The organism is Maribacter sp. R86514 (genome assembly GCF_044597005.1).
Taxonomy (GTDB): Bacteria; Bacteroidota; Bacteroidia; order Flavobacteriales; family Flavobacteriaceae; genus Maribacter.
Genome location: NZ_CP138999.1, coordinates 1,890,706 through 1,904,420, shown reverse-complemented (window position 1 = coordinate 1,904,420; position 13,715 = coordinate 1,890,706). Strand labels below are relative to the sequence as shown.

Here is a 13,715-nt window from a genome sequence, read left to right as displayed (position 1 = left end):
AATTAAGGTTGGTTTACTAAATCTTTCATGGCATCGTACCAAATATCATAGCCTTTTTGGTTCATATGCAAACCGTCTTCAATAAATATATCGGTTTTTAGTTTTCTTTTGTTCAACATAGGCTTCCAGACGTCTACGTAAAATAGGGTTGGGTCACTTTTTGCAAAACGATTCATTTTTCTATTTAACCTTCTATATTTATTTCTGATTTTCCATCGGCTGATACTTGGTTTTGCCGATATTAAAATAACTTGTGTAGACGCATTTTTTGCTTTTATTCGACGGATGATCTCTGTGGTGGTATTAAGAACGTCAGTAGGACTTTTTTTTGCCCATAAATCATTATCACCTTCGTAGATAAATACTTTTTTAGGATTGTAGGATAATATTAATTCATCTATAAAAAACAACAGATCTGATGCTTGCGAACCCCCAAAACCACTATTTACAATTTGATGTTCGGGGAATTTTTCTTTTAGATCTCCCCATAGCCGTACACTAGAACTACCGGTAAAAACAATGGTCTCTTTATTGGAGTCCCAAATACTGTCATATTTAACGGTGATATCTTTTACCTCATTTGTAAATACATTTTCCGTTTGGGCAAAGCTTTGTAGCGAAGCTATTAATGCAAAAATGGTAAGTATTTTAATTTTTTTGATGCTATTGAAAAGAGGTGTTGTCATAAGCATGTTTATTGTGTTTTAACTACGGTAAACCCTTCCGTCAATGCCCATTCGTGAAATCTTGCTATCCAATTGTCCGATGCCAGGTTTTGAACCTTCATTCCAAATCCGTGTCCGCCTTTAGAGTACATGTGCATTCCTGTATTTTTTCCGTTTGTTAACCAGGCAGAATATAAATCGGTACTTGGCTTAGCTAACCCTAGTGGATCATCAGATGCACAAATCACTAACATTGGCGGTGCATCTTGGGGTACGGTATATTCAGATATTACCGTCATCCAAGGATATATTGGTACTATGAAATTAGGTTTATTAGCTTCGGTATAATTAAAGGTTACCCCCATTGTTACCGCTCCACCAGCAGAGAAACCCATAAACCCTATTTTGTTAGGGTCTAATTTCATTTTGGTAGCATTTGTTCTCACATACGTAATTGCAGCAAGCCCATCTGCTATAGATAATGGTAAAACTGGTGTAACCCGCTCACCGATCTTAGCTGGGTTCGTTTCAGCTTCATTCGAAATTTCTTGAATACCATCAACACCGGTTGGCACTAATCTATATTTTAGTACAAAAGCGGTAATACCATGTTTGTTCAGCCATTTAGCGACAGCTCTACCTTCACTTTCAATGCTTAAGCCGTAAAGTCCGCCACCTGGCGCTATAATAACGCTGGTACCATTTGGCGTGTCTGCCTCAGAAACTTCTAATCTAGGTACCGAAACATTGGTAATAACTTCATTTTCCCAAATGTCAGAGTAATACTCCCTTTCTGCTGTAGACCATTTTACAGTGGGACTTTCTTCATAAGGCAGGTCTACCGTTTTTTGGGCAAGTACATTCATAGATATAAAAATACAGGTAAGTAGTATAAAATGCTTCATTTTCTTTAATTTATTGCATGGTTTCGATAAACATGTATAATAGTGCAGCCAATACTCCGCCAATGATAGGACCAACAATTGGCACCCATGCATAGCCCCAGTTACTATTACCTTTATTTTTTATAGGAAGAATAGCATGTAATAATCGCGGACCAAAATCACGTGCAGGATTAATAGCGTAACCCGTAGGTCCGCCCAGACCAAAGCCAATTCCCATTACTAATAGTGCAACCGGTAAGGCATCTAATGACCCTAATGATACTGCACTGTCACCCATGCTTCCTCCGGCAATATAAAACACTCCAAAAACAAGGGCAAAAGCGCCAATGATTTCGGTAACCAAGTTCCAAAACGGACTTTTAATTGCTGGTGAAGTGGAGAAGGTGGCTAAAATTGCATCGGTATCTTCTGTAGCTTCATATTGTTTTTTGTAATTGAACCATACTAAAAGGTTACCCATCATGGCTCCTAAAATTTGGGCAACAACATAGCCAGGTACCAATGTCCATGAAAATTTTCCGGCAACGGCAAGCGCAACGGTAACCGCAGGGTTCAAATGAGCACCGCTGGCATCGGCAGAAATAAAGACACCAATGAACACCGCAATACCCCAGGCAAGTGAAATACCTGTCCATCCGGCATCAGCTCCTTTTGTTCCTTTTAAAACGAGGTTGGCAACTATGCCATTTCCTATTAGAATTAACATTGCGGTGCCAATAAATTCAAAAATATACGTAATCATAATTTGGTTGGATTTTAAGTCGTTTAAGATAATTAAAATCGAGGAATTATGAATATTTAAATGTGTTTGTTGCGTAATTAACAATTTACAACCCCGAATTGTGTGAATATCAATGATTCATGATTTGTTTTCCTTCAATTGAGGCCTTTAAAAACGTGATTTAAGAATTTTTCGAGTCAATGAAAAAGACTTTTATAGGGTATTTTCAATACCTGACCCCATGAACATTCATTGGTAAGGTATAAATGGCTCCCATTGCGGTAATGAATAATATATTTTGATTTTTACCGCCAAAAGTTATGTTAGCTGTCCAATTCTCATTTATGGGTATATTCTTCAGTAATTTTCCTTCAGAATTAAAAACCGTAACACCTTTTCCGGTTAAATAAACATTTCCTTTATTATCGATAGTCATACCATCTGAGCCCATGTTTGTAAAAAGTTTGCGATCGCTTAATTCACCATCTTCAAGAATGGCGTAGGAGTAGATTTTTTTATCGCCAATATCTGCAATATAAAGTGTTTTTCCGTCGGCAGTGCCAATTATTCCGTTAGGCTGAACAAAACCGGTGGCAATTACTGAAACTTCTTTTGTATTTGGAGATATATAGTATACGTTTTTTTCTGTTAGATCAGCTTTGGTTCTTGACCAATATTCCCTTTGGTAGTAAGGGTCTGTAAAATATATGCCTCCTTTTAAGTCTACCCAAATATCATTAGGTCCGTTTAATTTTTTGCCTTTATAAGTTGTAATCAAGGTGTCGACGTTTCCATTTTTATCAATACGCCATAATTCATTTTTTTCATCGGCAGCCGCCAACAAATGGCCATTATGGTCAAAGTACAATCCATTTGCCCTACCTGCCGGTTCTTTGAATACGGTAAATGAATTGTCAGTGGCGTTCCATTTTATAATTTTATCATTAGGTTGATCTGTAAAGTATACATTTCCGTCCTTATCAGCAGCAGGGCCTTCTGTAAAGCTATATTCATTAGAGATTCGAACCGGTTTTGCATTGTTTTGTATTAAAGGCAATTGTTGCGATTTGCAAGAGAATGTTAATATTGCTAAGCTGATTATATTCAAAAATTTATAGTTGCTTTTCATTATTCTAGCTTATATGTTGTTTAAATATTTCATATTATACTGCATACTTTTAAATGGGTTATTTGCATATTCTTCTTGTTCAATATAAATATGCTTTACGCCAGATAATTCTTTGTTTTTCAGCATTAAGTCAATATCAAGAATACCTTTGCCAAATTCTGTACTTACCTTTTCATGCATATTCATATCCTTCAAATGCCATAAGGGAAATCTACCTGGATATTTTTTGAAGTAGTATAAAGGATCTTTTTCTGCCACTACCACCCAGCCCAAATCTAGCTCCATATGCACTAAATCCTCTTGTGTATTATCCATAAGAACATCGTAAAGTACTTCTCCATTTTCAGATTCAAATTCATACTCATGGTTATGATAACCAAATTTCAATCCTCGCTTTTTACAAGCTTCGCCGGCAATATTAAACTGCTCTGCTACGCTTTTGTAATTATCTATTGTTTGCCCTTCTGTTGGCAATGATGAACATATTAAATATTCTTGTCCAGAGGCTACGGCGTCTTCCATTGTTTGTTCAAATTTATCATCTAAATGTACATGGCCACTAGTTAGAGACATTCCTAATTGCTTACATGTTGATGCCATTTCAGAAGGTGTAAGTCCGTAGTAATACCCTTTTGATGAACCTGCACTTTCTATCTCTTTAAAGCCTAAACTTGCAATTTGCTCTAAAGTTTTTTTGGGGTCTGCTAGCATGCCATCTCTAAAAGAATAAAGTTGCACACCATAACCTGATTTTTTGGTCGTGGCTAAACCGATTTGTGGCATTAAAAGCGTGGCGGTACTAAATAACCATAGGTTTTTTAAAAAATCTCTACGTGTCTTCATTCTTGTTGTGTTGTTAGTTGTTGTACTTTAAAAAGATAATTTAAAATATGATGGCTGCCTGAGTAGGGCAAATTGTCAAATAAATTATATGTTTTTAAATGTACGAAAACAAAACAGGATTTTTAGCGAGTCGATCTATGGTTATGTACTTTTGTGAAAAGCACATTTATGAATAGCAGAAAGGAACAATTAGAGGCAATAGATAGGTTGTTGACCATTATGGACGAGTTACGAGAGCAGTGCCCGTGGGATAAAAAGCAGACCATGCAATCTTTACGACATTTAACTATTGAAGAAACCTATGAATTGGGAGATGCTATTTTAGATAACGACCTCAATGGGGTAAAGATGGAACTGGGTGATGTACTTTTACATATCATTTTCTATGCTAAAATCGGCTCTGAAACCAATGATTTCGATATTGCCGATGTGGCTAACGCCATTTGTGATAAACTTGTAAATAGACACCCACATATTTATGGCGATGTAAAGGTTATAGATGCTGAAGACGTAAAACGAAACTGGGAACAGATTAAATTAAAGGAAGGCAAAAAAAGTGTTCTAGAAGGGGTGCCCAAAAGTTTGCCTGCTTTGGTGAAAGCCAATAGAATACAAGATAAAGTTTCTGGTGTTGGGTTTGATTGGGAAGAGCCACAACAAGTTTTTGAAAAAGTACAAGAAGAACTTGGTGAGCTGCAAATTGAGGTAGCGGCCGGTAATAAGGAGAAAATCGAGGCCGAGTTTGGCGACGTGCTTTTCTCTATGATCAATTATGCCAGATTTTTGGGTGTTAACCCAGAGAACGCTTTGGAGCGCACCAATAAAAAATTTATAAAACGTTTTCAATACCTTGAAACTAAGGCAAAAGAAAATGGAAAGGAAATGAATGATATGTCATTGGAAGAAATGGATGTGTATTGGAACGAGGCGAAAGCTAAAGAGTAATAATTGCTATTTTAGTTCTACTTTCATGATTCTTGCCAAATCTTTATATTTTATAGGTTTAATGAAATAATCGGTTATTTCCGTATAAGATTTAGCATGTTCAACATCTTCGGTATTTATCGATGAGGTAAGCATGACGATATTAATTTTTTTTCCAATTTTATCTGCAAGTATTTTATAGTCTTCAATAAAATCAAAGCCATTAAGAATGGGCATATGCAGATCTAAGAAAATGATATCGGGTAATTTATCTACTGAGCTGTAGTTATCTTGAATTAACTTTAGCGGTTGAACTGAATCTGGAAAATCGATAACATTCGTTATCGATAACTGATTAAGATATCGCTTCATTACATATTTAGATATATCGTCATCATCGATAATCCAAACCATGGGATCAAGGTTCATAATACTTATAATTAATGGTAGTTGATATTTATAACGACTAGCTACAAGGTATTAGTATTTATTTAACTAATAGATTAATGATTAATTGTGTTTTCAAAAATATTTAGTGAGATTAACCTTATGGTCTTCTACACAATTATTCGTTTTCAATGTGCCAACTGGTACTTTGGAGTGGAAGCTTGCAATTAGTAAAATGATTTGTTTTCACTGCTCAACAGCTAATTTTAAAAATACTATATCGTAAGTTTTATAACGCATAATTCGTACAAATAACGGTACCTTTGACAAAATTTTTGTTTAGGTTTTGTTTAAAAATTACACTAAAGAATTTCGTTATAATGTTAAGCTCTCGGTTCCTGTTATTTTAGGAATGTTGGGTCATACTTTTGTGCAGTTGGCAGATAATATTATGGTGGGGCAATTAGGCACGGCCGAATTGGCAGCGGTATCATTAGGCAATAGTTTTGTTTTTATAGCGATGTCTTTGGGTATTGGTTTTTCAACTGCAATTACACCTTTAGTGGCTGAAGCGGATGGAGCAGGAAATAAGGAAAATGCAAAAAGCGCTTTAAAGCATGGTCTAGTTTTATGTACTGTGCTAGGGTTAACCCTGTTTGGGCTTATTTTACTGGCAAAGCCAATTATGTATGCCATGAAACAGCCTTTAGAAGTTGTAGAACTGGCATTGCCCTATTTGGATCTAGTTGCTTTTTCATTAGTACCGTTAATCATATTTCAAGCATTTAAGCAGTTTTCTGAAGGGTTGTCTCAGACCAAATACCCGATGTATGCTACCGTTGTGGCTAATATCATTAATATTATCTTAAACTATCTTTTGATTTTCGGTAATTTCGGATTTCCAGAAATGGGAATTGTTGGTGCCGCCATAGGTACTTTTGTCTCTAGATTTTTTATGGTAATATACCTTTGGTTCATTTTAAAAACTAAAGAGAAGTTCAAGTATTACGTTACCGGTTTCAATTTTTCTAGAATCGAAAAAGCCGTAATGAAGAAGATTATTGAACTTGGTTTCCCCTCTGCTTTGCAAATGTTTTTTGAAGTCGGTATTTTTACCTCGGCAATTTGGTTAAGTGGTGTTTTAGGTAAGAATGCACAAGCCGCAAACCAAATTGCACTGAATTTGAGTAGTATGACCTTTATGTTCGGTATGGGTCTAGGGGTTACCGCCATGATCAGGGTGGGGAACCAGAAAGGATTGGCTAATTTTAAAGAATTAAGGCGAATTGCGCAATCTATATTTTTCTTGACTTTTTTATTGGAAATAATTTTTGCAGCTTTATTCTTGATCGGTAGACATTGGTTTCCGTCCTTATATTTGGACATTGAAGATATGACCAATTTGACCGATAATACAGAAGTATTGGTAATTGCAGCAGAATTGTTGTTAGTAGCCGCATTTTTTCAAATTTCTGACGGAGTACAAGTGGTTGTATTAGGTGCTTTACGTGGTTTACAAGATGTTAAAATACCTACTCTGATAACTTTTATTTCATATTGGCTTATCGGTTTTCCTGTTAGCTATTATTTATGTCTACATACAGATTTAAAAAGTACTGGAATTTGGATTGGTTTGCTCACAGGACTAACGGCATCGGCTATTATGTTGTATATTCGATTTGATTATTTAACTAAAAAACTAATTGCCGCATAAGGGTGTTTGTATCATTGGCGGGAATGAATTTTCAATTAATAGATTATAATTTTTATGGAATTTCCAAAATTTTTATTGGGTGATAATACAGATTATCCTACTGCAATATTTGTAGTGCATACAGAGTTCCCAAGGTTTATTATCAACCTTGAAGATGATGAAGTTGAATGGCTCGAAGAATTTTCTAAGGAAGATGAAAAAGAATTGGAAGAAGAGGCAGAAAACTTAATAAAAGCGGCCACCGCTTTTTATGATCGTGAGGTGTCTAGATACGAAGATTAACTATTATGCTTGAAGAGCTATTACAGTTAGATAAAGACTTTTTTTTATATCTCAACGGGCTAGGTACGCCGCAATGGGATAATTTTTTTCAATTCGTATCCCATAAATTTAGTGCCATACCATTGTATCTTTTTTTACTGATACTTTCGTTTCAGAAATATGGTGCTAAAAAGACCTTATTGCTCTTAGTTTCTGTTGCTTTAATGATAACTGTAACGGATCAATTAGGAAATTTTTTTAAGTACGGAGTTGCTCGATTAAGACCTTGTCATGATTCAGAAGTTGAACCCTATATGAGATTGGTGAAAAGTTATTGTGGGGGTAAATTTGGTTACTTTTCTGCGCATGCATCAAACTCCTTTGCGCTGGCTGTATTTTTTGGTAGCATTTTAAAATCTAAAATGAAATACATAGGCTTCTTTTTAGTGCTTTGGGCAGCATTGGTTGCCTATAGTCGGGTTTACATTGGGGTACACTTTCCACTAGATATAATTACCGGTGCGGTTATAGGCTCGTTATTCGGTTGGTTGTTTGTAAAGTTATTTATATTTGCACTTCGCAAATTCTCCCTATGATATCTAATCTAAGGTACTGGTTTTTAATAGCTTTGATTTTTTTGGTATACGTCGCAGGTATGTTCGTGACGTTATTTGAAAATGATTCTGCACAGTTTTCCGTAATGGCCATGAGAATGGTTCAGGAAAATGATTTTTTTAGTCTTTTTAAAGGACCTGAAGAGTATTTGGATAAGCCGCATATGCATTACTGGTTGGCAGCCTTATCTTATAAAATATTCGGTATTCATGATTGGTCTTATCGTATTCCCGGAATACTAGCTACGTTATTGGCTGCATATAGTTGTTATGGATTAGGTAGTCTGCTATATAACAAACATGTTGGTAAACTTTCGGCATTAATTTTTATGACCGCCCAAACCATTGTATTGGGTGCAATAGACGTTCGTACCGATGCCGTACTAACGGGGTTCAGTATTTTAGCTATTTGGCAACTTGCAAAGTATATTGAAAAGGGTAGTGTATCGGCAATTGTTATAGGAGCTTTTGCAGCCGGTATAGCATTCTCTACCAAAGGGCAGATTGCTCTTTTGGTTATAGGTCTGCCTATTTTATGTCATTTATTCTATACAGGAAAATGGAAATCGTTTTTAAGTTGGAAAGTGCTATTGGCACTTTTGGTATTTGCAGTGACGATTACTCCTATGTTATATGCCTATTACTTGCAATTTGACTTACATCCAGAAAAGGTAATTCGTGGCAAGGACAATCGTAGTGGTATATTCTTTATTTTTTGGGAGCAAAGTTTTGAACGTTTAAGTGGTGAAGGTATTGGAAAAAATAGTAGCGATTACTTTTTCTTTTTTCATACGTTTATTTGGGTATTTCTACCTTGGACAATATTGGGTATTGCCGCATTTTACACTAAAATACAGGCATTTATAAAACATAAATTTAAAAACGTTCAAGAATCGGAATTCTTAACCGTTGGTGGTATAACATTAATATTCATAATCATCAGTTTTGCGCAGTTTAAATTACCACATTATCTAAATATTACTATTCCTCTTTTTGCAATTATCACTGCAGCATATGTTTATAATTTATATGCTAACAGTAAGTTGCAAACTGTAAAGAGATTAATGATTGGGCAATATTTTGTATTAAGTATTGTATTTATTGCTTCTGCCTTAATTTGCTTTTATGTTTTTAAATTACATAGTGTTTTGGCTTACATCTGTTTGGTTGTTGCGGCAATAATGGTGGTATACTATGCTTTAAAGCAGGAAAATGTATATGCAAAACTAATAACGATATCAGTTTGTGCATCCTTACTTTTAAACGCTGTTTTAAATCTCCACTTTTATCCAAATCTTTTGGATTACCAAGGGGGGTCTTCAATGTCTAAAGTTATCGCTGAGAAAGATATTCCGGTAGAGCGTATTTACAAAGTAGGTAGTGATCATACATGGTCTTTAGATTTCTATAATCAATTTCCAGTTCAAATTACTACACCAGAGGTCTTAAAGAATAAAAAAGATGTTTGGGTATATGTGAACGATGATGAGATGGCTATGCTAGAGAAAAAAGGTTTTGATTGGGATTCCCAACTCTCCGTAGATCAATTTAGAATTACACGTTTGCAAGGCAAATTCTTAAACCCTAATACCCGAAAGAAGGTGACACGTAAAATGCACCTACTGCATATTTACTAAAAGCGCTATTCTGTGGAGTCAGTAGTTATTTGCGCTAGTTCCAATTTAATAGTCTTAAAGTGGTAAATTACTCCCAATAGAGAAACTAAAGCGGTTATTAAAAAGAAAAGGACACTTACCCCAACCGATACATTTTGGTCTAACCCCAAAAATTGGGCTCCATAAAAAAAGGTTACTTCGCGACTTCCAATTCCTCCTAAAGTTAAGGGAACAACTGCTACAATCGATGAAATTAAAAATATGATGAGGTACGAAACCTGATTAGTTTCAATATTCAACGCTAATAATATAAACCAAATACTTGCCAGTTGTGCTAATTGTACCAATGCGGATAGTGCCGTAGTTTTCCAAAAAATGGGAAGTACATAATTAAAGAATTTCTTGTTCAATAACCAAAAGACGATTACTGACAAGGGTATGGCTGTAATAAACAACCAACGGTATCCATTTAATATTTCTAATTCAATAAAAGCAAGTAGGGTACAAGCGTAAATGAACAATAGTAACAAACCACCTAAACGATCTAATACCAGAACACTTACCATTCTTTTGGTTTTGACATCAAAGGTTTTCTTTAAAATATAACCTTTGTAGGCATCGCCACCAATACCACCTGGCAAGAATAGGTTGTAGAACATACCTAGTAAATACAACTTAAAATTGCTTTTATGCGTAAGCATAATAGTAAGTTGGTGAAAATAGAGATTAAGGCGAATAGCCCCAATGAACTTAGATAGTATGAAGAATATGGCTGCTAATATCAAGTAAAACGGATTACTGGTAATCAGTATGTCTTTTATCTCACTTACATTTATTTTTGTAAAAATGAAATAAATTAAAACGGCACTGATCAGTACTTTTAATCCGGTGGTTACTTTCTTATTTAACTTCGCCACCTACACTTACTTTTTTAATGCGGTAAGGTCTTTTGTTCTGAGATTCATAATAAGTACGTATTAATAATTCCATTACAATACCAATTGTGAATAATTGAATACCTGCAAAAATAAACATCATACCAACCGTTAATAAAGGTCTTGTGCCAATATCTTCGCCTAAACCAAACTTCACTATCATTAGATAAATGTTGATAAAAATACCTACAAGTATCATTAAAGAGCCGGAAATACCGAATAGGTGAATTGGGCGTTGAAAGTATTTGCGAATAAAGAGTAATAGCATCATATCTGCAACTACTTTAAAGACACGTTCCAATCCGTATTTAGAAACCCCAGCATGGCGTGCATGGTGTTTTACGGGAACTTGCTTTATTTGTCCGCCTTCTAGAAATGCTAGCAGGGTTATAAATCGGTGCATTTCTCCATATAGATTTAAATCTTTGGCAATATCTTTTGTAAAAACCTTTAATGCACACCCATTATCTTTAATATCTAATTTAGTCACGCGGCGTACCAAAAAATTAGCGATTTTAGAAGGTATTTTTTTTACAAGAGAATCTTTTCGCTTTTGACGAATACCGGTTACAACATCATACTCACCGCTAACGGCATAGGTCAGCATTTGTGGAATATCGGACGGGTCGTTCTGCAAATCGCCATCCATGGTAATAATATATTCTCCTTCAGCATAATCAAGGCCTGCAGCCAAGGCTAAACTCTGACCGTAATTTTTCTTTAATTCAATTAAATGAACCTTATCATCTTTTAAATCTTTAACCACCTTTTTAGTCCTATCCTTAGAAAAATCATCTATATAAATGATTTGATAATCATAGCCTACCAAGCTTTCGTGGATTTTTTGTGTCAAAAGAGTCACATTATCTTCCTCGTTATATAAAGGGACAACGACCGAAAGAAGGGAAGTGGTAACAGGTTGCATTGAGTTGTTTTTTACAATCGCTGCAAAGTTATGTTTTTTATCCTTAAGATAATCTACATGTACAGTAGTATCATCTTAAAGCGTTTACTACTCTTTTAAAGCCTTCAACAGCTTTTCTGCAGCTAAAAAAGGAGAGGTATTACCGCTAATTACTTCCTTTTTTAATTGTGGTAACATTTCTTTAGTTTTTGGATGATGGTAGAATTCAGACAATAGCTCCTGTTCTAAGTATTGAATCAACCAATTTTCATTTTGTTGTTGTCTGTTGGTAGTAAAGAATTCGGATGATTGCATGTTTTTGCAATACTTATCAATCAATTCCCATACCTTATTTAATCCTCTATTTTCTATGGCAGAACAAGTTAAAACTTCTGGAGTCCAACCATTTTCTTTGGGCGGAAACATATGTAATGCCCGTGCAAATTCCATTTTGGCAAGCTTTGTACGTTGAATATTATCACCGTCCGCTTTTGTGATAACAATGGCATCTGCCATTTCAATGATACCTCTTTTTATACCTTGTAATTCATCTCCCGCACCCGCCAATTTTAATAATAGAAAGAAATCTACCATATCGTGAACAGCAGTTTCACTTTGCCCCACACCAATAGTTTCGATTAAAATGCAGTTGAAACCCGCCGCTTCTAATATGACGATACTCTCTCTTGTTTTACGGGTTACGCCACCTAATGAAGAACCAGAAGCTGATGGTCTTATGTATGCATTTGGGTTTTTAACCAATTCTTCCATACGGGTCTTATCGCCTAGTATGCTTCCTTTAGTTCTACTGCTAGAAGGGTCTACGGTAAGAACGGCAACCTTTTTACCAAGTTTGGTAAGCATACCGCCAAATTGTTCTATAAATGTGCTTTTACCAGCCCCTGGGACTCCTGTAATGCCAATTCTAATTGATTCCTGTTTCTTTGAAATACAACCTGATATGATCTCATTAGCAATAATACGATGCTCTGGTTTTGTACTTTCTACAATGGTAATAGCTTTACTTACTATGGCAACATTATTTGCAAAGATGCCTTCAAGAAATTCTGATGTGGTAAGATTGGCTAAATTCATGTCAATTACTTAAATCAATTTAAGTGATATAAAGATACTATTTGTGGATAGGAACAATAATTTTAGCAGTATTTCATACTATAATTAGCTTTTAGAATCAATATCGAATTTAAAGATAGATATGTTATTATAGATATCCCCAGGTCTTAAAACACTTTTGGGAAAATCTGGTTGATTGGGAGCATCTGGGTAATTCTGTGCTTCAAAACAAATACTGGGAAAATCTGGCGGAGTGTACACTACTAATGCTGGTTGATTAGTATATACTTTCATGTTAATCCCAGATGTTTTTGAGTATAACTCCGCAACTTTTTCATTGCCAATATCCTTAATGTAAATGGTATCGAACCTTTGTAATCCTATTTTTTTAGGCAAAAGAAAATCGAATTCTGTTTTACGAACCGGCATGATATCTCCTGTTGGTAACAAGTTTTCTTTAGTTTCTAATCGGTACGGACAATTTAATTGCAAATCATACTCATCTATATACGGATTGTCATCTAATTTAAAATAGGCATGGTTAGTAAGGTTAATGACCGTACTTCTATCTGTCATTCCCTCATAAATTACCTGCAAAGCGTTGTTCATTAATTTATAAGTAACGCTCACGGTTAAATTACCTGGGTACCCTTCTTCTAAATGCTTACTGGTATAGCTTAGTTTTATAAAAGGTTTGTCACTATTATCTACCTCATCAATAGTCCAATATTTTTGATGAAATCCTTCTTTGCCACCATGTAAATGCACCCCGTCTTCTTGGTACAAATGATATCTTTCTCGATCTAAAACAAATCCGCCTTCAGATATTCTCCCTGCGTAACGTCCTATACTTGCACCTAAAGCATTGTCATCTAATCTATATCTACTTGGGTGGTTGTACCCAACAACGACATTGGTATATTCACCATCTTCACCTTTTACAAGTAATTTTTGAATGGTAGCGCCATAATCAAGCACCATAAGGGTTAAATAGGCATTGGAAATTGTAACTTGTTTCAAAGG

At 35.2% G+C, this 13,715-nt stretch carries 15 protein-coding genes; 5 read left to right on the top strand and 10 right to left on the bottom strand.

Translation table 11 applies throughout. From position 1 onward, the window contains the following. Window positions 1–2: 2 nt before the first annotated feature. The 5 genes from SJY30_RS08450 to SJY30_RS08430 form a co-directional block, all read right to left on the bottom strand. Window positions 3–686 (bottom strand): GDSL-type esterase/lipase family protein, encoded by a 684-nt coding sequence (locus SJY30_RS08450; RefSeq protein WP_396635113.1) that lies wholly within the window; start codon window positions 684–686, stop codon window positions 3–5. 8 nt (window positions 687–694) lie between these two features. Then, a complete protein-coding gene (locus SJY30_RS08445) occupies window positions 695–1,570 on the bottom strand; it encodes an alpha/beta hydrolase (protein ID WP_396635112.1) in 876 nt (291 codons plus the stop codon). 10 nt (window positions 1,571–1,580) lie between these two features. Next, window positions 1,581–2,315: an MIP/aquaporin family protein gene (locus tag SJY30_RS08440; RefSeq protein ID WP_396635318.1), complete on the bottom strand. Its 735-nt coding sequence runs from the start codon at window positions 2,313–2,315 to the stop codon at window positions 1,581–1,583. 202 nt (window positions 2,316–2,517) lie between these two features. Continuing rightward, window positions 2,518–3,348, bottom strand: a complete 831-nt coding sequence (locus tag SJY30_RS08435; protein WP_396635111.1) for an SMP-30/gluconolactonase/LRE family protein — start codon at window positions 3,346–3,348, stop codon at window positions 2,518–2,520. An 81-nt stretch (window positions 3,349–3,429) separates the two neighbouring features. Continuing rightward, the gene (locus SJY30_RS08430) at window positions 3,430–4,263 is read right to left on the bottom strand and encodes a sugar phosphate isomerase/epimerase family protein (RefSeq protein WP_396635110.1); all 834 of its coding nucleotides are present in this window, start codon (window positions 4,261–4,263) and stop codon (window positions 3,430–3,432) included. Window positions 4,264–4,431: 168 nt separating this feature from the next. Here SJY30_RS08430 and mazG point away from each other — a divergent pair, with 168 nt between their 5' ends. Then, window positions 4,432–5,208 carry a nucleoside triphosphate pyrophosphohydrolase gene (mazG, locus tag SJY30_RS08425; protein WP_396635109.1) on the top strand — a complete coding sequence of 259 codons (777 nt, stop codon included), beginning with the start codon at window positions 4,432–4,434 and terminating at the stop codon, window positions 5,206–5,208. Window positions 5,209–5,214: 6 nt separating this feature from the next. Here mazG and SJY30_RS08420 read toward each other — a convergent pair whose 3' ends face one another. Next, window positions 5,215–5,616 (bottom strand): response regulator, encoded by a 402-nt coding sequence (locus SJY30_RS08420; RefSeq protein ID WP_396635108.1) that lies wholly within the window; start codon window positions 5,614–5,616, stop codon window positions 5,215–5,217. 304 nt (window positions 5,617–5,920) lie between these two features. Here SJY30_RS08420 and SJY30_RS08415 point away from each other — a divergent pair, with 304 nt between their 5' ends. The 4 genes from SJY30_RS08415 to SJY30_RS08400 are packed head-to-tail and all read left to right on the top strand — an operon-like array spanning window position 5,921 to window position 9,800. Next, on the top strand, window positions 5,921–7,288 hold the full coding sequence (locus tag SJY30_RS08415) for an MATE family efflux transporter (protein ID WP_396635107.1): 1,368 nt from the start codon (window positions 5,921–5,923) through the stop codon (window positions 7,286–7,288). A 54-nt stretch (window positions 7,289–7,342) separates the two neighbouring features. After that, complete coding sequence (locus tag SJY30_RS08410) at window positions 7,343–7,570, top strand: hypothetical protein (protein ID WP_036152971.1); 228 nt, start codon at window positions 7,343–7,345, stop codon at window positions 7,568–7,570. 5 nt (window positions 7,571–7,575) lie between these two features. Beyond that, a complete protein-coding gene (locus SJY30_RS08405; protein ID WP_396635106.1) occupies window positions 7,576–8,145 on the top strand; it encodes a phosphatase PAP2 family protein in 570 nt (189 codons plus the stop codon). After that, the gene (locus SJY30_RS08400) at window positions 8,142–9,800 is read left to right on the top strand and encodes an ArnT family glycosyltransferase (protein ID WP_396635105.1); all 1,659 of its coding nucleotides are present in this window, start codon (window positions 8,142–8,144) and stop codon (window positions 9,798–9,800) included. Before SJY30_RS08405 ends, SJY30_RS08400 begins: the two co-directional genes overlap by 4 nt. Before the next feature lie 5 nt (window positions 9,801–9,805). Here the strand turns inward: SJY30_RS08400 and SJY30_RS08395 are convergent, their stop codons facing one another. From SJY30_RS08395 to SJY30_RS08380, 4 genes are all read right to left on the bottom strand, one after another. Then, entirely contained in the window at window positions 9,806–10,696 is an 891-nt protein-coding gene (locus SJY30_RS08395) for a lysylphosphatidylglycerol synthase transmembrane domain-containing protein (protein WP_396635104.1), read from the bottom strand. Next, the gene (locus SJY30_RS08390) at window positions 10,680–11,639 is read right to left on the bottom strand and encodes a glycosyltransferase family 2 protein (RefSeq protein WP_396635103.1); all 960 of its coding nucleotides are present in this window, start codon (window positions 11,637–11,639) and stop codon (window positions 10,680–10,682) included. The genes SJY30_RS08395 and SJY30_RS08390 overlap by 17 nt, the downstream gene beginning before the upstream one ends. Before the next feature lie 87 nt (window positions 11,640–11,726). Further along, window positions 11,727–12,713: a methylmalonyl Co-A mutase-associated GTPase MeaB gene (gene meaB, locus SJY30_RS08385; protein WP_396635102.1), complete on the bottom strand. Its 987-nt coding sequence runs from the start codon at window positions 12,711–12,713 to the stop codon at window positions 11,727–11,729. A gap of 84 nt (window positions 12,714–12,797) precedes the next feature. Further along, on the bottom strand, window positions 12,798–13,712 hold the full coding sequence (locus tag SJY30_RS08380; protein ID WP_396635101.1) for an aldose epimerase family protein: 915 nt from the start codon (window positions 13,710–13,712) through the stop codon (window positions 12,798–12,800). Between the last annotated feature and the right edge of the window lie 3 nt (window positions 13,713–13,715).

Excerpts from the sequence above, each read along its gene's own strand:
- SJY30_RS08450 (WP_396635113.1), bottom strand. The coding sequence starts at position 686 with ATGACAACACCTCTTTTCAATAGCATCAAAAAAATTAAAATACTTACC.
- SJY30_RS08445 (WP_396635112.1), bottom strand. The coding sequence starts at position 1,570 with ATGAAGCATTTTATACTACTTACCTGTATTTTTATATCTATGAATGTA.
- SJY30_RS08430 (WP_396635110.1), bottom strand. The coding sequence starts at position 4,263 with ATGAAGACACGTAGAGATTTTTTAAAAAACCTATGGTTATTTAGTACC.
- mazG (WP_396635109.1), top strand. The coding sequence starts at position 4,432 with ATGAATAGCAGAAAGGAACAATTAGAGGCAATAGATAGGTTGTTGACC.
- SJY30_RS08420 (WP_396635108.1), bottom strand. The coding sequence starts at position 5,616 with ATGAACCTTGATCCCATGGTTTGGATTATCGATGATGACGATATATCT.
- SJY30_RS08410 (WP_036152971.1), top strand. The coding sequence starts at position 7,343 with ATGGAATTTCCAAAATTTTTATTGGGTGATAATACAGATTATCCTACT.
- SJY30_RS08405 (WP_396635106.1), top strand. The coding sequence starts at position 7,576 with ATGCTTGAAGAGCTATTACAGTTAGATAAAGACTTTTTTTTATATCTC.
- SJY30_RS08400 (WP_396635105.1), top strand. The coding sequence starts at position 8,142 with ATGATATCTAATCTAAGGTACTGGTTTTTAATAGCTTTGATTTTTTTG.
- SJY30_RS08390 (WP_396635103.1), bottom strand. The coding sequence starts at position 11,639 with ATGCAACCTGTTACCACTTCCCTTCTTTCGGTCGTTGTCCCTTTATAT.
- meaB (WP_396635102.1), bottom strand. The coding sequence starts at position 12,713 with ATGAATTTAGCCAATCTTACCACATCAGAATTTCTTGAAGGCATCTTT.